Origin of the sequence: Zavarzinia sp. (assembly GCF_049306435.1) — a bacterium.
Lineage (GTDB): Bacteria > Pseudomonadota > Alphaproteobacteria > Zavarziniales > Zavarziniaceae > Zavarzinia.
Genome location: NZ_JBAQRT010000395.1, coordinates 1 through 23,865 on the forward strand (window position 1 = coordinate 1; position 23,865 = coordinate 23,865).

Annotated in this window: 24 protein-coding genes; 16 read left to right on the plus strand and 8 right to left on the minus strand. The window is 66.7% G+C overall.

The features are described from left to right. Positions 1-82: 82 nt before the first annotated feature. On the plus strand, positions 83-970 hold the full coding sequence (locus WAZ62_RS22240; RefSeq protein WP_422645706.1) for a polysaccharide deacetylase family protein: 888 nt from the start codon (positions 83-85) through the stop codon (positions 968-970). Here the strand turns inward: WAZ62_RS22240 and WAZ62_RS22245 are convergent. Further along, positions 946-1,359, minus strand: a complete 414-nt coding sequence (locus tag WAZ62_RS22245) for a group II truncated hemoglobin (protein ID WP_422645707.1) — start codon at positions 1,357-1,359, stop codon at positions 946-948. The two genes, WAZ62_RS22240 and WAZ62_RS22245, sit on opposite strands and share 25 nt — an antisense overlap. Before the next feature lie 80 nt (positions 1,360-1,439). Continuing rightward, a complete protein-coding gene (locus WAZ62_RS22250) occupies positions 1,440-2,135 on the minus strand; it encodes a glutathione S-transferase family protein (RefSeq protein ID WP_422645708.1) in 696 nt (231 codons plus the stop codon). A 164-nt stretch (positions 2,136-2,299) separates the two neighbouring features. Between WAZ62_RS22250 and WAZ62_RS22255 the strand changes: the two genes are divergently transcribed. Further along, positions 2,300-3,592, plus strand: a complete 1,293-nt coding sequence (locus WAZ62_RS22255) for a DsbA family protein (protein ID WP_422645709.1) — start codon at positions 2,300-2,302, stop codon at positions 3,590-3,592. 147 nt (positions 3,593-3,739) lie between these two features. Here the strand turns inward: WAZ62_RS22255 and WAZ62_RS22260 are convergent, their stop codons facing one another. Then, a complete protein-coding gene (locus tag WAZ62_RS22260; RefSeq protein ID WP_422645710.1) occupies positions 3,740-4,243 on the minus strand; it encodes an HU family DNA-binding protein in 504 nt (167 codons plus the stop codon). A 293-nt stretch (positions 4,244-4,536) separates the two neighbouring features. Between WAZ62_RS22260 and WAZ62_RS22265 the strand changes: the two genes are divergently transcribed. Further along, the gene (locus WAZ62_RS22265) at positions 4,537-5,952 is read left to right on the plus strand and encodes an aldehyde dehydrogenase family protein (RefSeq protein WP_422645711.1); all 1,416 of its coding nucleotides are present in this window, start codon (positions 4,537-4,539) and stop codon (positions 5,950-5,952) included. Positions 5,953-6,090: 138 nt separating this feature from the next. Here WAZ62_RS22265 and WAZ62_RS22270 read toward each other — a convergent pair whose 3' ends face one another. Next, a complete protein-coding gene (locus WAZ62_RS22270) occupies positions 6,091-6,723 on the minus strand; it encodes a TetR/AcrR family transcriptional regulator (protein ID WP_422645712.1) in 633 nt (210 codons plus the stop codon). Between the two features lie 83 nt (positions 6,724-6,806). On the opposite strand from WAZ62_RS22270, the gene WAZ62_RS22275 reads away from it, so the two are divergent. Beyond that, positions 6,807-7,820 carry an NAD(P)H-dependent flavin oxidoreductase gene (locus tag WAZ62_RS22275; RefSeq protein WP_422645713.1) on the plus strand — a complete coding sequence of 338 codons (1,014 nt, stop codon included), beginning with the start codon at positions 6,807-6,809 and terminating at the stop codon, positions 7,818-7,820. Between the two features lie 71 nt (positions 7,821-7,891). On the opposite strand, the gene WAZ62_RS22280 is transcribed toward WAZ62_RS22275, so the two are convergent. The 3 genes from WAZ62_RS22280 to fabG all read right to left on the minus strand — a co-directional run bounded on the left by WAZ62_RS22280 (position 7,892) and on the right by fabG (position 12,621). After that, positions 7,892-9,694, minus strand: a complete 1,803-nt coding sequence (locus WAZ62_RS22280; protein ID WP_422645714.1) for an NAD(P)/FAD-dependent oxidoreductase — start codon at positions 9,692-9,694, stop codon at positions 7,892-7,894. A gap of 116 nt (positions 9,695-9,810) precedes the next feature. Continuing rightward, positions 9,811-11,688: a sigma-54-dependent Fis family transcriptional regulator gene (locus WAZ62_RS22285; protein WP_422645715.1), complete on the minus strand. Its 1,878-nt coding sequence runs from the start codon at positions 11,686-11,688 to the stop codon at positions 9,811-9,813. Positions 11,689-11,847: 159 nt separating this feature from the next. Beyond that, positions 11,848-12,621: a 3-oxoacyl-ACP reductase FabG gene (gene fabG / locus WAZ62_RS22290; protein ID WP_422645716.1), complete on the minus strand. Its 774-nt coding sequence runs from the start codon at positions 12,619-12,621 to the stop codon at positions 11,848-11,850. 165 nt (positions 12,622-12,786) lie between these two features. Here fabG and WAZ62_RS22295 point away from each other — a divergent pair, with 165 nt between their 5' ends. The 10 genes from WAZ62_RS22295 (at position 12,787) to WAZ62_RS22340 (ending at position 21,407) form a co-directional block, all read left to right on the plus strand. After that, complete coding sequence (locus tag WAZ62_RS22295; RefSeq protein WP_422645717.1) at positions 12,787-13,932, plus strand: ABC transporter substrate-binding protein; 1,146 nt, start codon at positions 12,787-12,789, stop codon at positions 13,930-13,932. Positions 13,933-13,991: 59 nt separating this feature from the next. Further along, on the plus strand, positions 13,992-15,074 hold the full coding sequence (locus tag WAZ62_RS22300) for an ABC transporter ATP-binding protein (RefSeq protein ID WP_422645718.1): 1,083 nt from the start codon (positions 13,992-13,994) through the stop codon (positions 15,072-15,074). A gap of 4 nt (positions 15,075-15,078) precedes the next feature. Continuing rightward, the gene (locus tag WAZ62_RS22305; protein ID WP_422645719.1) at positions 15,079-15,936 is read left to right on the plus strand and encodes an ABC transporter permease; all 858 of its coding nucleotides are present in this window, start codon (positions 15,079-15,081) and stop codon (positions 15,934-15,936) included. A gap of 1 nt (position 15,937) precedes the next feature. Continuing rightward, positions 15,938-16,738 (plus strand): ABC transporter permease, encoded by an 801-nt coding sequence (locus WAZ62_RS22310; RefSeq protein ID WP_422645720.1) that lies wholly within the window; start codon positions 15,938-15,940, stop codon positions 16,736-16,738. A 30-nt stretch (positions 16,739-16,768) separates the two neighbouring features. Next, positions 16,769-17,563 (plus strand): DeoR/GlpR family DNA-binding transcription regulator, encoded by a 795-nt coding sequence (locus WAZ62_RS22315; protein WP_422645721.1) that lies wholly within the window; start codon positions 16,769-16,771, stop codon positions 17,561-17,563. A 28-nt stretch (positions 17,564-17,591) separates the two neighbouring features. Beyond that, entirely contained in the window at positions 17,592-18,302 is a 711-nt protein-coding gene (locus WAZ62_RS22320; RefSeq protein WP_422645722.1) for a cysteine hydrolase family protein, read from the plus strand. 19 nt (positions 18,303-18,321) lie between these two features. Continuing rightward, a complete protein-coding gene (locus tag WAZ62_RS22325) occupies positions 18,322-19,305 on the plus strand; it encodes a phosphotransferase enzyme family protein (protein WP_422645723.1) in 984 nt (327 codons plus the stop codon). Positions 19,306-19,318: 13 nt separating this feature from the next. Further along, positions 19,319-20,647, plus strand: a complete 1,329-nt coding sequence (locus WAZ62_RS22330; protein WP_422645724.1) for an aspartate aminotransferase family protein — start codon at positions 19,319-19,321, stop codon at positions 20,645-20,647. 132 nt (positions 20,648-20,779) lie between these two features. Continuing rightward, the gene (locus WAZ62_RS22335) at positions 20,780-21,067 is read left to right on the plus strand and encodes a BrnT family toxin (protein ID WP_422645725.1); all 288 of its coding nucleotides are present in this window, start codon (positions 20,780-20,782) and stop codon (positions 21,065-21,067) included. Then, a complete protein-coding gene (locus tag WAZ62_RS22340) occupies positions 21,048-21,407 on the plus strand; it encodes a helix-turn-helix domain-containing protein (protein WP_422645726.1) in 360 nt (119 codons plus the stop codon). The genes WAZ62_RS22335 and WAZ62_RS22340 overlap by 20 nt, the downstream gene beginning before the upstream one ends. Positions 21,408-21,466: 59 nt before the next feature. Here the strand turns inward: WAZ62_RS22340 and WAZ62_RS22345 are convergent, their stop codons facing one another. Next, positions 21,467-22,090 (minus strand): TetR/AcrR family transcriptional regulator, encoded by a 624-nt coding sequence (locus WAZ62_RS22345; protein WP_422645727.1) that lies wholly within the window; start codon positions 22,088-22,090, stop codon positions 21,467-21,469. Between the two features lie 104 nt (positions 22,091-22,194). On the opposite strand from WAZ62_RS22345, the gene WAZ62_RS22350 reads away from it, so the two are divergent. Together WAZ62_RS22350 and WAZ62_RS22355 are read left to right on the plus strand one after the other, a co-directional pair. Beyond that, on the plus strand, positions 22,195-23,043 hold the full coding sequence (locus tag WAZ62_RS22350) for an alpha/beta fold hydrolase (protein ID WP_422645728.1): 849 nt from the start codon (positions 22,195-22,197) through the stop codon (positions 23,041-23,043). Beyond that, positions 23,040-23,699, plus strand: a complete 660-nt coding sequence (locus tag WAZ62_RS22355; RefSeq protein WP_422645729.1) for a hypothetical protein — start codon at positions 23,040-23,042, stop codon at positions 23,697-23,699. Before WAZ62_RS22350 ends, WAZ62_RS22355 begins: the two co-directional genes overlap by 4 nt. The last annotated feature ends 166 nt before the right edge of the window (positions 23,700-23,865 follow it).

Sequence of the window (23,865 nt, forward strand, 5' to 3'; positions counted from 1 at the left end):
TCGTCATCCCGGCGAAGGCCGGGATCTTGCGACGAGACCTCTCCCTCATGACGATACAAGTGCCGTAGAGGGAGATGCGTCGATGATCGAGAACCCGGTGCCCTGGCCCCATGGCGCGCGCTGTGCCGTCGCCTTCACTTTCGACATCGACACCGACAGCAGCCTTCACATGGAACAGGGGACGAAGGCCAGGGAGCTGGTCGCCACCACATCCTGGCTGCGCTACGACGAGATCGCGGTGCCGCGCATCCTGCGCCTCTATGCCGAGCGGGGCCTGAAGCAGACCTTCTTCTATCCCGCCTGGTGCATGGAGACTTATCCGCATCTGGTCGAGGCCATCCTGAAGGGCGGCCACGAGATCGCCCATCACGGCTATATCCACGAAAATTACAACGCCCTGCCCGTCGACCGGCAGGAGGAGTTGTTCGCCCGCGCGGTCGAGACCATCCACCGCATGACCGGGCAAAAGCCGCGCGGCTTCCGCGCCCCGCTCTATAATTTCTCGTCGGCGACGGCGGATCTTCTGGTCAAATACGGCTTCGCCTATGACGCCTCGCTGATGACCGACGACGTGCCCCATATGGTCGATGCCGCCGGTGGCGGCTCCTTCGTCGAGATCCCCAGCAGCTGGGCGCTGGACGACTGGCCGCAATATGTCCACGCCCCGGACTTCGGCTATCAGATGACCGTGCGCTCCCCCGACGAGGCGAAATCCGTGTTCATGGCGGAATTCGACGCGGCCTGGCGTTATGGCGGGGTCTGGGTCGGGGTCTGGCACCCCTGGGTCAGCGCGCGGCCGTCACGGCTCGACGCCATTGCCCGCATGATCGACGAGATGCAGGGCAAGGGCGGCGTCTGGTTCGCCAGCATGGAAGAAATCGCCGCCCATCTGAACAAGGTGACGGCGGAAGGCCTCCATACCCCCCGCCGGATCGGCCTGCCCTATTACAGCAGGGAAGTCACCTTCTGAACCGGCTCCACGTCCTTGTTGCGCATGTGGCGGCCCAATTCGACCACCTTGCGCATGACGATGTCGCGCGCCGGAAGGTCCGCCGCGACCTCGGCCCAGGCATAGGCGAAGCAGGTCAGCCAGCCCTCGATTTCTTCTTCGCCGATGGCGAAGGGCAGATGGCGGGCACGCAGCATGGGATGGCCGTGCTTGTCGGTATAGAGCGGCGGGCCGCCCAGCCAGCCGGTCAGATAGTCGAACAGCTTCTGTTCGGCGCCTTCGAGCGACGGACCATGCACGGCGCGGCAGGCCGCCGCCACCGGCAATTCATCCATCAGGGTGTAGAAGCGGCGGGTGAGGCGGCGGACGCCTTCTTCCCCGCCGATCTGTTCGTAGATCGTCTGTGCCATGAAATCCTCACTGGCCCCTCACCCGCCTGACATAGCAGATGGGCAAAGGCCCCGCCCGCTGCCAATCGTCGCGGCGGCGGTCAGGTCTTGTCGCCGCCGGTGACGATGGTGCGGGCGCTTTCGGCGAAGCGCTTGCCCGCATCCTCGCCCTTGAACACTTCGGAAATATCGAAGGGCACCTTCAGGCCGCGCTGCACCGCCGGCCGCGCCTCGACCGCCGCCAGCCAGCGGGTGAGGTTGGGCAGGTCGTCGATGGCGACGCCCGACCAGCTGTGCGTGCGCGCCCAGCAGAAATTGGCGATATCGGCGATCGAATAATCGCCGGCCAGGAATTCCGCGCCGGCCAGCTGCGTGTCGAGCACCGTCAGCAGGCGCTTCGCCTCGGTCTGGTAGCGGTTGATGGCGACCGGGATTTTTTCGGGCATGTAACGATGGAAGACATTGGCCTGGCCCATCATCGGGCCGACGCCGCCCATCTGGAACATCAGCCACTGGATGACGCGGGAACGGGCCTTGCGCTCGGCCGGCAGCAGCGCCCCCGCCTTCTCGGCGAGATAGATCATCAGAGCGCCGGATTCGAAGACGGCGAAGTCCCCCTCGTCCCGGTCGACGATGGCGGGGATGCGGCCGTTCGGGTTGATCGCCAGGAATTCCGGCGTCTTCTGTTCGCCCGCCATGATGTTGACGGCATGGACCGCGTAGGGAAGCCCCAGTTCCTCCAGCGTGACCGAAGCCTTCCAGCCGTTCGGCGTCGGCGCCGTATAGAGATCGATCATGTCACTCCCCTCGTTCTTGTCGTTTGATGCTCAGGATAGGGGCCGCGCCGGCCGGCGGCAAGCCGCGCCCGCGCCTTGCGCGGTCTAATGAATCTCATTATCTTCTACCCGCCGCAACGGCAAGAACAAGGGCCACCGACAAGGCCCGGGAGGGGGAGGACATCATGTCCCTGCGCCGTCTGCTCGCCCGCGAGGCGAGCCGGCTCGTGACCAGCGAGCACCTGAACCGGCTGCGCCGCCGAATCGCGGAAAGCCGCCGCCGCCTGCGCCACCGACATCACGAGATCGACTATTTCCACGATATCCGCGACCCCTACAGCCTGCTGGCGGCCATGGCCCTGCCCGCCCTCGCCGCTCGCCAGGGCGTTTTGCTCCGCCCGCATCTGGTGCCGCCGCCGCCCGATTGGGCCGCGCCCGAGCGCGCGATGCTGGACGCCTATGCAAGGAAGGACGCGGCCAGCCTAGCCGCCCATCTGGGTCTAAGCGTGCCCGATCTGTCGGCGCCGATGGATGAGGCCGCCGCCCGCGCGGGGGAGAGACGGCTGCTGCGGGTCATCGAAGACGGCAGTTTCGCTTCGTCGGCGGCCGCGATCACGGCCGATGCCTGGCGCGGCGAGACCCCGGCCAGCGGCAGCGACGCCACGGCCGCCCTCACGACGGGGGCAATCTTGCGCGAGCGCCTGGGCCATTATCTGGGCGCCACCTTTCACTATGCCGGGGAGTGGTACTGGGGCCTCGACCGGCTGCATTATCTGGAGCGGCGGCTGGAAGACCTGGGCGCCCGGCGGCGGGATGGCGGGCCGACGATCCTTCATCCCCGCGATATCCTGAGGCTGCCGGCGCGATGCCGGGGCCGGCTGGCCGGGCGGCGGCTGGACCTGTTCCTGTCCTTCCGCTCGCCCTATTCCTATATCGTGCTGCCGCGCGTTTTCGCCCTCGCCGATCATTACGGCGCCGACCTCGATCTTCGTTTCTTGCTGCCCATGGTCACGCGCGGTCTGCCGGTGCCGGCGGCCAAGCGGCTCTATATCGTGCGCGACACGGCGCGGGAAGCGCGGTCGGAAGCCCTGCCCTTCGGCCGCATCGCCGATCCACTGGGCGAGCCGGTGGCCCGGGGCCTCGCCATTCTCGCCTTCGCGATCAAGACCGATGCGGCGAAGGCCCGGGCCTTCGCCCTGTCCTTCCTGCAAGGCGCCTTCGCCGATGGCATCGACGCCGGGACGGAAGCGGGCCTGCGCCAGATGGTGGAACGCGCCGGTCTCGATTGGAACGAGGCCCGGGCCGCCCTGACGGACGAAGGCTGGCGGGCAACGGCGGAAGCCAACCGCCAGGCCATGGTTGATGCGGGTCTGTGGGGCGTGCCGTCCTTGCGCTTCGGCCGGACAGCGACCTGGGGTCAGGACCGGCTGTGGCTGATCGAGGATGCGATGATCGCGGCGGCGCGGGACACGCCGTAACCTCTAAGGCCACACGGTCCCACGCCCTACGCGGATCGAGGTTCCGGCCTTCGCCGGAACGACGATTCCTGAACAAGAGCGCGCCCTCCCTCCCGCGTCATCCCGGCGAAGGCCGGGATGACGCGCAGGAAAGGGCGGCGGCCTGCATCAGGCCTTGGCGGCTTTCTTGCGCGCCGGCTTTTCCGCCTTCACTTCGACCGGCTTGGCCGCCGGGGCGGCCTTGGCCTTGGCGGGCTTCGCCGCCTTGGCCGGCTTCACCGGCTCGGGCGCGGGAGCGGGCGCCGCCTTGACGGCCTTGGCCTTCGCGGCCTTGGCCGGCTTCGCCTCTTCCTTCACCTCGACCTTGGCGGCTTTCACCGGTTTGGCCTTTTTCGGCGCGGGCGCGGCGACGGCGAGGGTCGCCGCCTGCTTGAAGCCGAGGCGCGAGCTGGCCTTGATCTTGATCGCGGCGCCGGTCTGGGGATTGCGCCCCTTGCGGGCCGGCCGCTTCTTCACCTCGAAGGTGCCGAGACCCGGCAGGCGGATCTTCTCGCCCTTGGCGGTGCGGGTTGCGATGAAGGTGATTACACCGCGCAGGGCCTTGTCGGCCACCTTGGGCTCCAGCCCGGTCTGAGCGGCGTAATCGCTGATCAATTCCTTGAAGGTCGCCACGTCGACAACTCCCGGCAAATGCGATTCGGTTTGGGTAAAGCCCAATACTGCGGCGGAGTGTACATGCGTTTGCCAAGGACAAAAGCGAACTTTGACTTGCGACGGTAACAATGGCGCCGGCACGCTGTTGGTTGCGGCGCAGCAGAACGCCAATGAATGCGGGGCTGCGAGAGTTTTGCCCACCCCCACCTATCCGAAGGGATGGTCTCGCCCCGCCCCGGGGCTCATAGTCTCGCGGTTTCGTATCCGGCGTGACGGCGCGGGCGAACAAGAAACGAAGTGGGAGAGAAACGATGAATTTCGAAGCCGATTTCACCATGACCATCGGCGGCAAGGGTGTCGCCGGGGCGGGGTCCTTCCCCGTGCTGAACCCCGCCAATGAAACGGTGATCGCGCAGGCGCCCGATTGCTCGCGCGAGCAGCTGGACGAGGCGGTGGCCGCCGCCCGCGCCGCCTTTCCCGGCTGGCGCGCGACGCCGATCGAGACGCGCCGCGCGCTGCTGAATGAAATCGCCGGCCGCATCTTCGCCCATATCGAGCCGCTGCGCCGCCTGCTCACCCTCGAACAGGGCAAGCCCTATGCCGATGCGGAATTCGAGGTCGGCGGCACCGGCATGTTCGTGCAGGGCACGGCGACGCTGAACCTGCCCGAGATCGTGAACGAGGATTCGGCCGAGCGCAAAAGCATCACCCGCCATGTCCCGATCGGTGTCGTCGGCGCCATTTCGCCGTGGAATTTCCCGGTCATCCTCGCCTTCTTCAAGATCAGCCCGGCGCTGCTCGCCGGCAATACGATCGTGCTGAAGCCCTCGCCCTTCACGCCGCTGACCACGCTGAAGATCGGTGAGTTGCTGCGCGACCTGCTGCCGCCGGGCGTCCTCAACATCGTCTCGGGCGGCGATGCCCTCGGCCCCTGGATCACCTCGCATCCCGGCATCGACAAGGTCGCCTTCACCGGCTCGACCCAGACCGGGCGCCGGGTGATGGAATCCGCCTCCTCCTCGCTGAAGCGGGTGACGCTGGAACTCGGCGGCAATGATGCCGCCATCGTGCTGCCCGACGTCGATGTGAACAAGGTCGCGCCCGAATTGTTCTGGGCCGCCTTCCGCAACAATGGCCAGATCTGCATCGCCTCGAAGCGCATGTATATCCACAAGGATGTCTACGAGCCCCTGAAGGATGCCATCGTCGATTATGCCCGGACGGTGAAGGTCGGCGACGGCACCGAACAGGGCACCCAGATCGGCCCGGTGCAGAACAAGCAGCAATATGCCCGCGTGCTCGACCTGATCGCGGATTCGAAGAAGAACGGCCACAGCTTCCTGCTGGGCGGCGAGGCGTCGGAAGGCCCGGGTTACTTCGTGCCGGTGACCATCCTCGACAATCCGCCGGAGGATTCCCGCATCGTGCGGGAAGAACAGTTCGGCCCCATCCTGCCCCTTCTCAAGGTCGACAGCATCGAGGAAGCGGTGGCCAAGGCCAATGCCAGCGACTATGGCCTCGGCGGCTCGGTCTGGTCGTCGGACGCGGAAAAGGCGCTGGCCATAGGCGAATTGCTGGAGACCGGCAACGTCTGGATCAACGAGACCCAGCACCTCTCCCCCCTCGCCGCCTTCGCAGGCCACAAGCAGTCGGGCCTCGGGGTCGAGAATGGCGAGGCCGGCCTGCTCGAATATACCAACGTGCAGACGATCACCGTGAAGCGCTGAAACATGAAGATCGTCGTTCCGGCGAAGGCCGGAACCTCGCGCAGGGAATGCGCCCTTGCTTTGGCGAGATCCCGGCCTTCGCCGGGATGACGATGGATTGATACGGGAGGTGAGGCGGGAGGGCCGGGTCCTCCCGCCTCACTCTTTCAACAATTCCCTATCGAACGGCACGCCGAAGTGCCGCAACAGGCCGGTGAAACTCTCGTCGAACAGGCGGGTCGCCATGTCGTGGCCGCCGATCAACTGGCGCAGCTCCAGGCTGACGATGCCATGCACCGCCGACCATAGGGCGCGCATGATGAAATCCGCTTCCTCCGCGGTCATGCCGGGCCGGCATTCGCGCAAGGCCTGGCGCATGGGCCGCGTGGTGTTCCAGGCGTGGCGCCGGCTCTCGGCGGATGGCGACAGGCCCATGGCGGCATCGCCGAACATCACGGCATAAAGGTCGGGCCGCGCCAGGGCATAGCGCCGGTAGGAGCGCAGGAGTTCGAGAATGCGGCGCTGGGGCGAGGCGATGTTCAAGATCTCGGGCTCGAAACTGGCGATACCGTCGAAGGCATGGACATAGAGGGCTTCCATCAGCCCCTCCTTGCCGCCGAACAGCGTATAGACCGCCTTCGTCGAGACATTCACCCGCTCGGCCAGGCGGCGCAGCGCGAGGGCGCCCAGCCCTTCCTCCGAGATCAGGCGGGCGGCGGCGGCGAGCAGGGCCGCCCGCAGGTCTTCCCGCAGTTCCGCGCGCGATTGCCGCGCATCGAAGTCGACAGTCACTGTTTGCGCCCTTGTGGTAACGATGTTTCTTATGGTAACAGTGTTTCCAAGCCGCGCATAATCAATTCGTGAGGAGAGGAAACATGATCATCGACCCCACCGACGGCGTGACCGAGGGCCTGCGCCGTCGCCTGTCCCTGCCCGCGATCGCCGCGCCCCTGTTCATCGTCTCGAACCCCGACCTGGTCATCGCCCAGTGCAAGGCCGGCATCGTCGGCTCCTTCCCGGCGCTCAACGCGCGCCCCTCCGCCCAGCTCGACGAATGGCTGCACCGGATCACCGAGGAACTGGCCGCCTTCGACCGCGACCATCCGGAGGCGCCCTCCGCCCCCTTCGCCGTCAACCAGATCGTGCACAAGTCCAACGACCGGCTGCAGCACGACGTCGAGATGTGCGTGAAATACAAGGTGCCCGTGGTCATCACCTCGCTCGGTGCCCGGGAAGATGTCTTCGCGGCCATCCATTCCTATGGCGGCATCGTGATGCATGACGTCATCAATCAGACCTTCGCCCACAAGGCGGTCGAGAAGGGCGCGGACGGGCTGATCGCGGTCGCGACCGGCGCCGGCGGCCATGCCGGCACCCTGTCGCCCTTCGCCCTCATCCAGGAAATCCGCAGCTGGTTCAAGGGCCCGCTCGCCCTGTCGGGCTGCATCGCCCGGGGCGATTCCATCCTGGCGGCCCAGGCCATGGGCGCCGACTTCGGTTACATCGGCTCGGCCTTCATCGCGACCAGGGAAGCCAATGCGACCGAAGCCTACAAGCAGGCCGTGGTCGATTGCGGCGGCGAGGATATCGTCTACACGAACCTCTTCACCGGCGTGCACGGCAACTACCTGCGCCCCTCCATCGTCAATGCCGGTCTCGACCCCGATCACCTGCCGGAATCCGATCCCAGCAAGATGAACTTCGGCTCGGGCGGCAATGCCGGCGCCAAGGCCTGGCGTGACATCTGGGGTTGCGGCCAGGGCATCGGCCCGATCGACGCCGTGCTGCCGGCGGGCGAGTTGGTCGCCCGCTTCCGCCGCGAATATGACGCCGCCCTCGCTCGCCTGAACCATCTGAACGCCATCCCCCGCGCCCGGGCGGCGGAATAAGCCCATAAGGAACAGGGGCGGCGTCTCTGGCACCGCCGCCCCTGCCCCGCCGGACCCCGGAGGTGGGCCGGTCAACCCTTGTGATGGACCTCTTGCAGGCCGTAGACCGGCGTCGGCAGGCCTTCCATGCGGGCCTTCAGCTGCAGCGACAGATATTGCGAATAGTGGCGCGACTGATGCAGGTTGCCGCCGTGGAACCACAGCGCTTCCTGCTGCGTCGGCTTCCACATGTTGCGCTGCTCGCCCTCCCACGGCCCCGGGTCCTTGGTCGTGCCGGAGCCGAGGCCCCAGCATTTGCCGACCTTGTCCGCGACCTCGCGGCTGATCAGGTCGGCGGCCCAGCCGTTCATCGAGCCATAGCCCGTCGCATAGACGGCGAGATCGGCCGGCAGTATCGTGCCATCCTTCAGCACCACCGCATCCTCGGTCAGGTGACTGACGTCGCTGCCCGACTTCAGTTTGATCGAGCCGTCGATGACGAGATCGCAGGCGCCGACGTCGATGTAATAGCCCGAGCCCCGGCGCAGGTATTTCATGAAGAGGCCCGAGCCGTCGTCGCCCCAGTCGAGCATGAAACCGGCCGCCTCCAGCCTGTCGTAGAAATCCTTGTCCCGCTCGCGCATCCGGTCGTAAAGCGGGATCTGAAACTCGTGCATGATCCGGTAGGGCAGCGAGGCGAAGATGAGATCGGCCTTTCGTGTGGTCACGCCCGAGGCCACCGCCCGCTCGGAATAGAGATCGCCGAGGCCGATATCCATCAGCGTGTCCGATCGCACGATATGGGTCGAGGAGCGTTGCACCATGGTGACATCCGCCCCCGCCTCCCACAGCGCGGCGCAGATATCGTGGGCGGAATTGTTGGAGCCGATGACGACGACCCTTTTGCCGGCATAGGCATCGGGCCCGGGGTGCTGGGACGAATGTTGCTGCTCGCCCTTGAAGATATCCTGGCCCTCGAATTTCGGCACATTGGGCTTGCCCGACATGCCGGTGGCGAGGACGAGCTGCTTCGGCCGCAGCACGACTTGCCTGCCCTCGCGCTCGACCGTCACCACCCATTCCCTGGCGTCTTCGTCGAAACGGGCGGATTTGCAGGTGGTGGAGGACCAGTAGTTCAGCTCCATCACCCGCGTATACATCTCCAGCCAGTCGCCGACCTTGTCCTTGGGGGTGAACACCGGCCAGTTCTCGGGGAAGGGAATATAGGGCAGGTGATCGTACCAGACCGGGTCGTGCAGGCAGAGCGACTTGTAGCGCTTGCGCCAGGAATCGCCCGGCCGCGCGTTCTTCTCGATGATGATGGTGGGAACGCCGAGCTGGCGCAGCCGGGCGCCGAGGGCAATGCCGCCCTGACCGCCGCCGATCACCAGCACATAGGGCTGGGTCTCGTAGCCGAGTTCCCGCGCTTCCTGCGCGCGCTTCTCGGCCCAGGTCTTGCGGTTGCGGTCGTGGCCGTGTTCGGCGCCCAGGGGCCGGTGGACGCCCTTCGGTTCCTCGTAACCCTTGAGTTCGCTCATGGTGGTCAGCAGGGTCCAGATGCGGCCGTCGCGGATGCGGATATGGCCGTAACCCCTGGCCCGAGCGGTCTCGAATTCGAACCAGCCGTCGGTGACGCCGCCCGCTTCCGTGGCCGCCTGGGCGGCGTCCTGCACGAAGCCGCGCGGGGCGATCTCGGCCAGCTGGCTTTGCAGCATGGCGTGGACCTCGTCCCGCCCTTCCATGGTCTTCAGGTTCCAGGTCAGGGTGACGAGATCGCGCCAATAGCAATCGGTGGCGAAGAGATCGACCGCCCCCTCGATATCGCCTTTCGCGAAGGCTTCGTCGAGGCGGCTGAGCACCGCGTTCACGCGGGTCGATGGACTGGTGTCGAGCATGGTTTCCTCCCTGTTATGCTTGAGGAAGAAATGGCAAGTCCCGTGCCAGTCCGGGAATGGCGGAATGCCTCGTCGCAGCTGCGGCACGGGCGCGCGCGGGCGCCACAGCTGCGGCGCTACACCCCGAGGCCGAAACGCTTCATCTGGCGGTGCACCGTCGTCCGGTCGAGGCCAAGGCGGCGGGCCGCCTCCGAGACATTGCCCCGGCAATCGCGCAGCATCACCTCCAGCGCTGCGCGGCGCGGATCGCTCGCGGGCACAGGCATCTGGAAATGTTCCGGCAGGTCGGCGACCTCGATCCGGCCGCCCTCGCACAGGGCGGCGGCGACGGCAATCGCATTGTCGAGTTCGCGGATATTGCCCGGCCAGTCATGGCCCCGCAGCAGGTCGCGCGCCGGGGCCGACAGCGCGAGCGCGCCGCCCTTCGGCCGGTAACGCTCGAGCAGGCGATCCAGCACCCAGTCGAAATCCCGCCGCGCGCGTAAGGGCGGCAGGGTCAGGGTCGCGGCGTTCAGCCGGTAATAGAGATCGGCCCGGAAGCGCCCCGCCGCCACCAGCTCCGCGAGGTCGCGGTGCGAGGCGGAAAGAATGCGCACCGAAACGGCACGCGGCCGGGTCGCGCCGACGGGCGTCACTTCCTTTTCGGCGAGGACGCGCAGCAGCCTCGCCTGCAACACCAGCGGCATGTCGCCGATCTCGTCGAGGAACAGGGTGCCGCCGTCCGCCGCCTCGATCAGGCCCTTGCGCCCGCCCGCCGCCGCGCCGGTGAAGGCGCCGGGGGCATGGCCGAACAGCTCGCTCTCGATCAGGGTTTCGGGGATCGCCGCGCAATTGACCGCGACATAGGGGCCGGACAGGCCGCTGCCGTCATGCAGCGCGCGGGCGAGGAATTCCTTGCCCGTGCCGGTCTCGCCCTGAATGAGGATCGGTACAGGCTTCGGCGCCAGTTTCGCCGCCCGGACCTGCAAGGCCTCCATCTTCGGGTCGGCGCCGCCGAGGGCGCGGAGGGGCGCCGGGATCTCGTCCCGCCGGGGCAGCAGGCTGCGGGCGACCTTGTGCTGCGGCTCGATCGCATGGGCGAAGAGACTGTTGCCGTCCCTTGCCACCAGCAGCCGGTCGTGGGTCGGGCGGCGCCGGGTCAGCTCCGGCAGGTCGTCGACATCCATGGTGAAATAGTCGGACAGGGGCCGGCCGATCAGCCGGTCGGGCCGGCGCCAGTCGCCGCCTGCGGCCGCCGCCAGAATGCGCGCGCCACCATGGGTCATGCCCCGGATGCGGCCGGAGGCATCGACCGAGATCGCCGCTTCCGGATCGACGTCGAGGAATTCCGGCGACCGGGCGAAGCGCAGCACCCAATCGTGCCGGGCCTGTGCCATCAGGTTGGCCAGTTCGATCCGCCGCGCCGTCGCGCTGACGAGATGAAGCGCCAGCCGCTGGCTGGTCTTCTGGATCGGCGACGACAGCAGCGAGATGTCGAGCACCGCCGCCAGTTCGCCATCGGCCCGATAGATCGGCGCGGCGGTGCAGGACAGCGGCGTGTGGGTATTGTCGAAATGATCGGTCTGGTGAATGGTCAGGGCCTCGCCCTGCTCGATGCAGGCGCCGACCGCGCAGGTCCCCGCCCGCGCCTCCGACCATTCGGCGCCGAGATAGAGCCCGGCTTTCCGCAATTGCCCGTTCCACTGCGGATCGCCCAGGAAATCGACGGTGACGCCCTGGCGGTCGGCCAGCAGCAGGACGTAATTCTGGCCGGCGATATGGCGGTACAGGCCTTCGAGCCCGGAACGGGCGATGGCGATCAGGTCTTCCGACTGCTGGCGATGCTCGCGCAGGCGCCCGTCCGGCACGATATAGGCTTCACAAGCCTGTGCCGGGTCGAGGCGATGGTCGCGGATGCAGCGCAGCCAGGACTGGACGACCGTCGGATCCCGGTCGCTGTCAGCCCCCGCGCCGACCCGCTCGATCTCGCGGATATGGTCGACGGGCGAGAGCATGGATTACGGCCGCCGGTGTTCCGGCTTCCCGCCTCCTCGGTTGTTTCTCCCTGACAGTCACTGTGCACGGCATTGCCGACGATGCCAACGGCACTAAAGGACGAGGCGCCTTCGCGAGAAAGCCCCTCTCCGCCCTCCAGGGCGGAGAGGGCGATGGGATCAGCCGATTTCTTCGAGGGCCATGAGGGATTCGGGCAGGACCTGACCGCCGTCGACGACGATGTTCTGGCCGGTGACATAGGCCGCCTCCTTCGAGGCGAAGAACAGCGCCGCGTTGGCGATATCGTCGACCGAGCCGAGGCGCTTCATCGGGATCGAGCCTTCCATCTTGGCGAGATAGTCGGCGCCGAGGCCGTCCAGACCTTCGGTCCTTATATTGCCGGGCATCACCGCGTTGATGGTGATGCCGAAGGGCGCGAGTTCGATCGCGGCCGTGCGGATGAAGCCGAGCTGGCCCGCCTTGGAGGCGCCGTAATGGGCCCAGCCGGGATAGCCGGTGATCGGCCCGGTGATCGAGGAGGTGACGACGATGCGGCCCCAGGTCTTCGCCTTCATCGCCGGCAGCACGGCCGAGACGCTGGCGAAGGTGGAGCGCAGGTTGGTGCCCAACACATGGTCGAAATCGGCCGAGGTCATCACGTCGAGCTTGGCCGAGGGGAAGATGCCGGCATTGGCGCAGAGCACGTCGATGCTGCCATAGCGCTCGAGCGCCGTGGCCGCCATCGCCTTGCAGGCATCGAGGTCCGAGACATCGGCGGCATGGGCCGAGGCGTTGGCGCCGATCTCCGCCGCCGTCTTTTCCGCCTCCTCCAGATGGCGGGAGACGACGAGGACGTTGAAGCCGGCCTTGCCGAAACGCTTCGCGATGCCCTTGCCGATACCCTTGCTGCCCCCGGTGACGATGACCGTGCTGCCGGCGAGAGATTCGAACATGCCCTGTCTCCGATCGGTGTGAAGTTGGCCGAGGGTGCACTGCAAAAAAAATGTTGTAAAGCCCGCAGAACACCCCCAATCTCCAACACAGTCAGTCACAAGTCCAACATTTGTGGCACAACTTGCGGGGAATCCGCTGCACCAATCCAGCGAAAGGGCACGGTCATGAATCTCTCGAGGCGGTCGGTTCTGAAGGGTATGGCGGCCGGGGCGCTGGCTGCCGGCGGCCCGATGATGACGTCCCGTTCGGCCTTCGCCGCAAGGGACAAGGAGCTGAACATCCTGTGCTGGGAGGGTTACAACTCCGCCCAGGTGCTCGACCCGTTCCGCGCGGCGAAATCGGCGACGGTGAAGGCGGAAAGCCTGACCAATGACCCGACCATGATCAACCGCCTGCGCGCCGGCGAGATTGCGACCTGGGACCTGATCAATGTGAACAACCCCTGGGCGCGCAAGGTCATGCTGCCGGAAAAGCTGATCAAGCCGCTGCCCAAGGCCGAGTTCGAGCCCTTCTTCGGCAAGATGCTGCCCCAGTTCAAATGGCCCTACAAATGGGCCATGGACGAGACCGGCACCGAGCTGATCGGCAGCGTGCAGCGCTTCGGCCCCTACAGCTTCGTCGTCAACACCGACAAGATCAGCCGCAAGACCGCGGAAGACACCGGCTGGGACCTGTTCAACGATCCCGCCCTCGCCGGGAAATACGGCATCCTCGAATCGGACGACTGGAATGTCTTCGGTCTCTTCGTGATCGCCGGCATCGATCCCTTCAAGATTCACACCGACGCCGAACTCGCGACCTTCTCCGAGACCGCGAAGAAGGTGTTCAAGGGCGCCAGGATGATCGGCGACATCGCGACCATGAACCAGGCCCTGGTCTCGGGCGAGATCGACCTGCATCTGACCGGCGGCACCTATTCTGTCTCGCCCGCCCGGGCCGACGGCTATCCGCAACTGCGCGGCATCACCCCGCTGAAAGGTCCGATGGCCGGCGGCAAGGGCGGCATTTCGTGGATCGAGGTGACCTCCCTCGTCAACAATCCGGCGCCGAGCCCCCTCGCCGTCGAATTCCTGAAATATGTCCAGGCCCCGGATGTCGCCCACACGGTCGCCTTCGCCGAGGGCACCTTCAACCCGGTCGCCCAGATGGGCAATCCCGATTGTTACAAGCTCTTCACCAAGGAAGAGCTGGAAGCGATCCAGTGGGACAGCCTCGAGGAGGAAATGGCCCGTTCGATCGAATACGACATCGTGCCCGACTACGACAAGGCACTCGACATCATGAACGCGGCCAAGCGCGTGCGCGGCTGATCGAATTGCACCGCCCCCCGCCGGGGCGGTGCATCTTCTTCTGTAATGCGTGAGGGGTCATGTCGAGCGACGTGAAGAAGCCTAAGCCCATCCTGCAACTCGTCGGGGTCCGCAAGACCTTCGGCGATTTCGTCGCCGTCGACCGCATCGATCTCGATGTCCGCCAGGGCGAATTCCTGACCATCGTCGGGCCGTCCGGCTCAGGGAAAACCACCCTGCTGCGGATGCTGGCCGGCATGGATGTGCCGAGCGAAGGCAATATCACCCTGCATGGCGAGCTGATCAACGACGTGCCGCCCAACAAGCGGCCGACCTGCCTCGTCTTCCAGTCGCTCGCCCTGTTTCCCCACAAGACCGTGGGCGACAATATCGAATTCCCGCTGAAGGTCCGTGGCGTCGACAAGGAAACGCGGAAGGCCCGCGCCCTCGAACTCATGCGCGTCGTCCGCCTGCCCGCCGATTACCACGGCAAGAACGTGATGAAATGCTCGGGCGGGGAGCGGCAGCGCGTGGCCCTGGCCCGCGCCCTCGCCTACGACCCGGAAGTCCTGTTCTTCGACGAGCCCCTGTCGGCCATCGACTACAAGCTGAAGAAGATCCTGGAGAAGGAATTGAAGGACCTGCACCGCGAGACGGGCAAGACCTTCATCTACATCACCCACAGCCTGGAAGAAGCCATGGTGATGTCCGACCGGATCGGCGTGATGCGCGCCGGCAAGATCGTGCAGGTCGGCACGCCCGAGGAAATCTACGCGACGCCGGCCGACCGTTTCGTCTCCGAATTCGTCGGCGAGGTGAATGTGATCGAGGTGGAGAAATCCGCCGCCGGCACCTGGCAGGGCATCGACCTGCCCGGCACCTACACGATCCGCCCGCCGAAGGACGAGAGCGCGGCCCGCGCCTTCGTCGTCGTCCGCCCGGAATTCATGCGCCTGCTGGACGAAGGCGAGACGGCGGACAATTGCCTCGAAGGCACCGTCTACAACGAATATTCCCTCGGCTCCCGCCTGCAGTATCAGGTCCATGTCGGGAACAAGGTGATGCTGGTCGAAGTGCCGCGCGGCCGCCTCGCCAATGCCGCGCGCGATGCCCGCGTCCGCCTCGGCTTCGATGCCCGCGACGCGATCGTGGTGGGGAGCTGAGGCCATGGCCCTGCGCCTGCCCGCCGCCGGCACGAGAGCCGCCCTGCCCGTCGCCCTGCTTCTGCTCGCGGGCTTCGTCGCGCCGCTCGTCGCGATCATCGCCTATTCCTTTGCGACGCCGCGCAGCTTCGACGTCTTCTCGTCCTTCACCCTCGAGAATTACGCCGGCATCTTCGACACCAGCAACACGGTGTGGCTATCGTTCCTGTGGTCGGGCCTCTTCGCCGTGGCGACCGTCGCCCTGCTGGCCGTCTTCGCCTATCCCATCGCCTATGGCATGGACCGGCTGTTCGGGCGCTGGTCGTCGCTGGTGTCCGTCCTGTTCGTCTTCCCGCTCTTCGTTTCGGAAAACGTCCGGCTCTACGGTTGGGTGCTGTTCTTCATCAAGAACGGCGTGCTCGACGGCAGCCTGAAGGCCGCGGGCTTCGGGGGCGGGCCGGACATCTTGTTCACCCCCGCCATGATCCTCGCCGGCATGGTCTATACCTACCTGCCCTTCATGCTGTTCCCGATGACGCTGGGCCTCGCCATGGTGCCCAAGGACCTCGTCGACGCGGCGCGCGATCTCGGCGCCTCGCGCCTGCAGATCTGGCGCGAGGTGGAATTGCCCCTCGCCATGCCGGGCATATTGATCGGGATGCTGCTGACCTTCGTCCTCGGTATCGGCGCGGTCGCCGAGGCCAAGATCCTGGGCGGACAATCGGTCATCGTCATCGCCCATGACATCGAGATCGCCTTCACCTATTCGCAGAACTGGCCGCTCGGCTCCGCCCTCGCGGTCGTCATCACGCTGTTCATCGGGGTGCTGACCCTCGCGGTCTTCGGCAAGCTCGACCTCGACCGCCTGCTAGGGAGGCGCTGAGATGGATATCAATGCCCGCCGCAGCCGCGCCTTCGTCACCCTGTGGACGATCCTCGTCCTCGTCGCGATCTATCTGCCTATCGTCTGCGGGGCGCTGGCCAGCCTGTCCAAGGGCCGCTACTTCGGTTTTCCGGTGCGCGACTATTCGCTGGAATGGTGGGGCAAGACCGCCGAATCCTTCGAGATCGGCATGTTGACCCGGACCTCCTTCGCGGTCGCCATCACGGTCACCCTTCTGTCGGTCGTCATCGCCTTCTTCGGCGCCCTCGCCTTCGCCCGCTACGACTGGAAGGGACGCCGGCTGTTCCAGAAGATCGTGCTGCTGCCGATCTTCTTCCCCCAGCCGGTGCTGGGCCTCGCCCTTCTGTTGTGGTTCTCGGCGCTGGGCATCCAGACCAGTTGGATCACGGCGGTCTTCGCCCATCTCGTCTGGATCGTGCCGGTCGTCACCCTCGTCATCTCGATCCAGGTCTATGGCTTCGATCCGACGCTGGAGGAAGCGGCCTATGACCTCGGCTGCAGCCGCTGGCAGGTGTTCCGCGAGGTGACCCTGCCCCTGCTGTGGCCGGGCATCTGGTCGGGGATGTTGTTCGCCTTCCTGCTGTCCTGGGGCAATTTCCCGCTGTCGCTCTATACCGCCGGGGCGGATTCGACGATCCCCAAGTGGCTCTATGCCAAGATGGTCGCCGGCTATACGCCGATGGTGCCCGCGCTCGGCACCATGAGCACGCTGGGCGCCGCCCTCGCCCTTGGCCTCGGCGGTCTCGTCCTATACGTCTATCGGCGGCGGCAGGCGCAATGACCATGCGCGCGAGGGAGTGCGAGACACGGCATGACGGAGAAGGAAAACCCCGCCCGGCGGCTGGGCAAGCGGGCCCGGCACGAGCATATCGTGAAGGAACTGATGGCCTCCTCGAGCTTGCGGGTGTCGGAGCTGGCGGAAGCCCTCGACGTCTCGACCGAGACGATCCGGCGCGACCTGTTCGAGCTGGGCGAAAAAGGCCTGATCAACCGCACCTATGGCGGCGCGGCCCGGCCCCTCGGCAGCGAGCCGACGGTCGCGGAGCGGCACCGCATGATGGTGCCGGAGCGGGAAGCCATCGCCAAGCTGGCGGCGCAGCTGATCCGGCCGAACGACGTGCTGCTGATCGGCGGCGGGGCGACAACGACCCATGCCGCGCGCCGGATCGCCGCCGTCTGCCGCGACCTCACCGTGATCACCCATGCCTTCGGCGTCGCGACCGTGCTGTCGGCCAATCCGACCATCACCGTGCTGATGGCGCCCGGCCGCTACAATGGCCGGGAGGGCAACATGGGCGGGCCGGAGACCAACGAATTCCTGGAAGGCTATTCGGCCAATTGGGCGATCCTCGGCGCCTCGGGCATCACGGCCGAGGGGGTCTCGGAGGCGGAGCCGCTGGCGGCATCGGTCTACAAGACCATGATGCGGCGGGCGGCGGGCACGGTGATCGTCGCGGACCATGGCAAGTTCGAGCAGCACGCCCTCGCCATCTGGGGGCGCTGGGGCGAGATCGGTCATCTGATCACCGATCGCGCGCCGACGGGGCCGCTGGCGCGGGCGCTGGAACGGGGCCGGGTCGAGGTGAAGGTAACGGGCGGCGTCTGAGCCTGCCGCCCCCGCAGGGGAGGCCGGCATGACCGGAGACATCACGGACTGGAAGCGGCGCAACCGCTCCTTCTATTACGCTTCGGCGCCGGAGCCGGACGACCCGGATCTGGACCCGGCGACGACCGCGCTTCTCGTCATCGACGTGCAGAACACCTATCTGGCGCGGCCCGACCGCGCCACCCTCAGCGATGCCGCCGCCCTCGCCGCGCATGATGCCTGGACGCCGTTCCACGCCCGGATGAACGGCACGGTCATCCCCAATATCGCGGCCTTGCTGGAAGAATGCCGGTCGCGCGGCATCGAATGCCTGTTCGCCCGCATCGCCTGCCGGACCCGCGACGGCCGCGACCGCTCGCTGAGCCAGAAGAAGCCGGGCTTCAACAACCTGTTGCTGCCCGAGGGGGAATGGCCGTCGCAGATCGTGCCGGAACTCGCGCCGCGCGGCGACGAGATCACTGTGACCAAGACGACGGACAGCGCCCTGACCGGCACCAACCTTCGCCTCGTCCTGCATAACCTCGGTATCCGCACGGTGATCTGCGCCGGCATCTTCACCGATCAATGCGTCGCCTCGACCGTGCGCAGCCTCGCCGACGAGAGTTTCGACGTCGTCGTCGTGGAAGACGCCTGCGCCGCCGCGACCATAGAGCTGCACGAGGCGGAACTGCGCATCATCAACATGATCTATTGCAACGTCATGGCGACGCAGGAATTGCGCGCCCTGCTGCCCCGCTGAAACGCCGGAGATCGCACCCGTGTATCAAGCCGACTTCCTCGCCCGTCTCGAAAATGCCTTGCGCGGGGCCCTGCCGCTCTGGGGCCTGGGGGACGAAACCGAGCTGCGCCTGCTGACCATCTCGGAAAACGCCACCTTCCTCGCGACCAACCGCATCACACACGACCGGACGGTGTTCCGCGTCCATCGGCCCGACTATCACACGCGGGAAGAAATCGTCTCGGAACTGGCCTGGATCGAGGCGCTGCGCGCGACCGGCGACCTCGCCATTCCGGCGCCCATTCCGAAACAGGACGGCACGCTGATCGCCGATATCGACGACGACGGCCACACCCGCCATGTCGTCGCCTTCGAATTCGTCCCCGGCATGGAGCCGCCTCATGGCGACCTGCTGCCCTGGTACCGGGAGCTGGGCGCCATTCACGCCCGGCTGCATGCCCATGCCATCGGCTGGACCCGGCCGCCGGGCTTCACCCGCTTCACCTGGGATTTCGACACGACGATCGGCGATACGCCCCATTGGGGCGACTGGCGGAAAGGTCCGGGCCTGACGCCCGAGACCATCGCCATCGTGCAGCAGGCGGTCGACCTGATCCGCGAGCGCCTCGCGGCTTACGGCAAGAGGGAGGCGCGCTACGGCCTGATCCATGCCGATCTTCGCCTCGCCAATCTCCTCGTCGACAGCGACCGCCTGACCCTGATCGATTTCGACGACTGCGGCCTGTCCTGGTATCTCTATGATTTCGCGACGGCGATCAGCTTCATCGAACATGATCCGCGCGTTCCCGCCCTGCTCGATGCCTGGAAGGAAGGCTATCGCGGCGTCCGCCCCCTGACCGAAACGGAAGCGGCGATCATCCCCACCTTCATCATGATGCGGCGGATCCAGCTCACCGCCTGGATCGCCTCCCATGCCGAGACGCCGACCGCGCAAGCGATGGGCGTGCCCTATGTCGCCGGCACGGTCGATCTCGCCCGGCGCTTCCTCGCCGATGCCCGCTGAAAGGATCAGGCCCATGACCGCCGCCAAGAAACGCATCCTGGCCCTGAACGCCTTCGAGGGCGGCGCCGGCCTCGACCGCGATGTCGAGGAGCTGGTGCGCCGCCGCAAGGCGACCTTCGGCGCCAGTTCCGTGCTGTTCTACGAACAGCCCCTGCACATCGTGAAGGCCGAGGGGTGCTACATCCACACCGCCGACGGCAGAGCCTACCTCGACCTCTACAACAATGTGCCGTCGGTCGGCCATTGCCACCCGCGCGTCGTCGCCGCGGTCTCGGCCCAGCTTGGCCAGTTCAACACCCACAGCCGCTATCTCTACGACAATATCCACGACTACGCCGAACAGCTTCTCGCCACCTTCCCGGCCGGCCTCTCCAACATCGTCTTCACCTGCACGGGATCGGAGAGTAACGACTTCGCCCTCCGCCTCGCGCGGCTGGCCAGCGGCGGCGATGGTTTCGTCGTCACCCGCACCGCCTATCACGGCAATACGACGGCGGTGACCGACGTCTCCCCCTCCTCCGCCGTGTCGGGCCGTGTTGCGCCCCATGTTCGCATCGTCGAGGCGCCGGGATCGGCGGTTTACGGCGACGATATCGCAACCGGTTTCGCCGCTGCCGTCAGCACCGCCATCGCCGACCTGAAGGACAAGGGCATCGGCTTCGCCGGCCTGCTGGTCGACACGATCTTTTCCTCGGACGGGGTCTTCGCCGACCCGGCCGGTTTCCTCGCCCCCGCGGTCGCGGCCGCTCATGCGGCCGGGGGTCTGTTCATCGCCGACGAGGTCCAGCCCGGCTTCGGCCGCACCGGCGGCGGCATGTGGGGCTTCGCCCGCCACGGCGTGACGCCTGACGTCGTCACCATGGGCAAGCCCATGGGCAATGGCTATCCGCTGGCCGGTGTCGTCACGAGGCCCGACCTGTTGCAGCACCTGTGCGATGAATATGGTTACTTCAACACCTTCGGCGCCAGTCCGGTGGCGGCGGCGGCCGGCCTCGCCGTGCTCGCCGTGCTGCGCGACGAGGGCCTGATCGACCACGCGGCCAGGGTCGGCGGCCTTCTGAAGCAGCGCCTCGCCGCCCTGCGCGGTACGGTACCCGGCATCGGCGAGGTACGGGGCGCCGGCCTCTACCTCGGCCTCGACATCGTCGACCGCAACGACGGCACGACCCCGGACGGTGCCAGCGCCAGCCGGGTGATCAACGCCCTGAAGCGCGACGGCGTGCTGATCGGCGCCGCCGGTCCCTATGGCCACACGCTGAAAATCCGCCCGCCCCTGTGCCTGACGCTGGACGATGCCGACCGCTTCGTCGATATCCTGACCCGCATCGGCACCGGGGGCTGACGGCGGTCACCGCCACCACGATCCCGTCAGCACTGGCAAGGGCGGCGCCGATTTGAAGCGCGCCGCCCGGACGCCTGCGGAATTTCCGCGATTTTCGTTGTGCCAACTGCGGAATTTCCGCATATTTTATCCTTGGAACAGTCGACGATTTTCGACTGGAATGACGCCAAGGCCGAGATCAACGCGGCTAAACATGGCATCACCTTTCCGTCGGCCGCGAGGGTCTTTCTCGATGCCCGGCGGGTGATCGTCCCGACCATCCGGGCGGAGGATGGCGAAGACCGTTTCAAGGTCGTCGGCGCGATCGAAGGCAAGCTCTATGTCGTCGTCTTCACCATGCGCGGCGATATCTGCTGGCTGATCTCGGCCCGGCGCACCAACACGCAGGAGGACAGGATCTATGGCCCGCTTCAAACTTGATCCGGCGAACCCGCCCAAAATGTCGGCGGCCGAACGCAGCCGCCTCGACGCCATGACCGACGGGCAGATCACCGCCGCCGCCCTGACTGACCCGGATAATCCGCCGATGTCCGAGGCGGAAATAGACCGGCTCGCCATGGCCGCGCTCGCCCAGCGCGTTCGCAAGTCCATGGGGTTGACCCAGCAGGAATTCGCCGCCCGATATCGCATCAACTACGGCCGCCTCCGCGACATCGAGCAGGGCCGGGGGAAGCGTGCCGATACTGCGCTCGCCGCCTATCTCCAGGTGATCGAGAGGGAACCCGCCGCCGTGAACCGGGCGCTCTCAGCCGCGGAATGACTGCCCTCCGCCCGGAATATCCTTCGCGACGGTGACTGTCTTTCCCCCCGTCGGCGGCGTCAGCCGCTGGGCGGCAGGTCCAGCAGGATGCGGATGATCTGTCCGCTCGACGCCACCTTGCGGTCGCCCCTCGCCTCCCGGGCGAGGGCGAGGCCCGAGGTCATGGCGACGATGGTCCGCGCCAGCACGTCGACCGGCATCGGCGGGCGCTTGCCCGTCAGCGCGAAATAGCCCGCCAGCGCCGAGGTGAGCGCCGCCTGATGGCGCTCGATCACCGCCGTGAAACTCTGGGCGAAGGCGGGATTGCGCCTGGTCTCGAACATGAGTTCGAGCGCCAGCAGCGGGATATCCTGCTCGTCCAATGCGTCGATCCAGGCCGGCAATTCCACCGCCAGCACGCGGGGGTCATGGGTCGCCCGCGCCAGGAAACTGTCCAGTTCGCGGATCTGGCCCTGCAACTGGCGCTGCAGCAATTCGAGGAACAGCGCCTCCTTGTTCCGGAAATGCCAGTAGACGGCGCCCTTGGTGAACCCCGCCTCGGCGGCGATGGCATCGAGGGTGGCGCCCTGATAACCGGCGTGCAGGAACAGCTGGCTCGCCGTCGCGATCAGGGTTTCCCTCGTGCGTTCCTTGCTTTCCTCGCGGGTCAGGCGGGCCGGGCGGGCGGTCTTGGCGTCGGTCATGGCGCCAGCCTAGTCGCCCGGCTTCACATACTCAACAGTATTGACATACTGATTGGTATGTTTATCGTGCCGGCAACGAGCAAGACAAGCGGAGGAAACCGGCCATGGCGGGAGACATGCCCTGCCCTTGCCCCTGCGATCGCCGGCTGCGGCTGAGAGGCATCGAGTTCAACGTCCATATCGAGGGCAAGGGCGAGCCCGTCCTGCTGCTCCATGGCTTTCCCGACGATCATCTGGTGTGGCGCCGGACCATCCCGGCGCTGGTCGGCGCCGGCTTCCGGGTGATCGCGCCCGACCTGCGCGGCTGCGGCCTGACGGAAGCACCGCCGCGCGAGGCGGACTATCACCTGTCGCTGCTGGTCGGCGATGTCGTCGCGCTGCTCGATCACCTGGGGATCGACCGGGTGCGCCTCGTAGGCCACGACTGGGGCGCGCTGGTCGGCTGGGCGCTGGCGCTTCAACATCCGGACAGGGTGGAGCGTTACGCCGCCCTGTCGGTCGGCCATCCGGCGTCCTATGTCGGGGCGCCGCTGAAGCAGAAGCTGATGGCCTATTACATCGTGCTGCTGCAGCTGCGCGGGGTGATCGAGTTCAGCCTGCGGGCCGGCGGCTGGTGGCTGTTCCGCACCCTGACCCGGATGCCGGACGAGGCCGATCACTGGATCGCCCGCCTGTCGCGCCCGGGCCGCCTGACCGCGGCGATCAATTACTACCGTGCCAATTTCGCCCTGTTCTTCCGGCGCGACTGGCCGCGCGCGGCGATCCCCGTCATGGGCCTGTGGTCCGACGGCGACTTCGCCCTGTGCCGTGAGCAGATGACGGAAACGCAGCGCTGGCTGGACGTGTCCTGGCGCTATCACGAGATCGCCGGCGCCGGCCATTGGCTGCAACTCGACGCGCCAGAGCGGGTCAACGCGCTGCTGAGCGATTTCCTTCAGGGGGCCACATCGTGAAAGACTTTCGTTTCCATCTGCTGCTCGCCCTCCTGCTGGCGGCGGCTTGCGTCGGTATCTGGCGCTGGCAGAGCCCGGAAAGCCCCCTGACCGCGGCGGAAGTCGAGCGTTACGTCACCGCTTTCGATGCCGACCTGCCCCTGCCGCCGCAAGACAAGGCCGAGCTGCTGGCCGGCGTTCGCCGTTTCGCCGAAGCGGACGACGGCCGCCCGGTCTACATGCTGAACCTGATGCGTTATTTCGAGACGCTGCGCCCCGGACCCGGCATTCCCGAAACCTATGCCGGCACACCGGCCGAGGCCAATGCTCTCTATGAAGCGGCGGTCATTCCGATGGCGCTCGAAGGCGGTGCCCAGCCCCTGTTCGCGGGCGAAGTCGCGGGCCGCAACGTCGTCGGCGCGGTCCCGGCGGAAGGCGGCTGGGGCCGCGTCATCCTGATGCGCTATCCCAGCCGCCGGGCCTTTCTCGACCTGCTGTCGCGCGCCGACTACCGCGCGGTGATGCCCTACAAGCTGCAATCGCTGCATCTAGCCCTGGTGCCGGTGCGGGGCGAGGTCGTCCTGCCCGGCATCGTGCCGGCGAGCGTGACCCTCGCCGTGCTGCTGTTCCTCGCCATCGGCTGGGGACGCGCCGCCCGCCGGACCCGATCCGTCTAACGAAGAAACAAACCCAAGGGGAGAAACCATGCCGATCACCAATTTCGAGGGCAAGACCGTGGTCGTCACCGGGGCCGGGTCGGGCATCGGCCTTGCCACCAGCCTCGCCTTCGCCCGGCGGAAAGCCCGGCTCGTCCTCGTCGACGTCGATGCCCGGGGCCTCGAG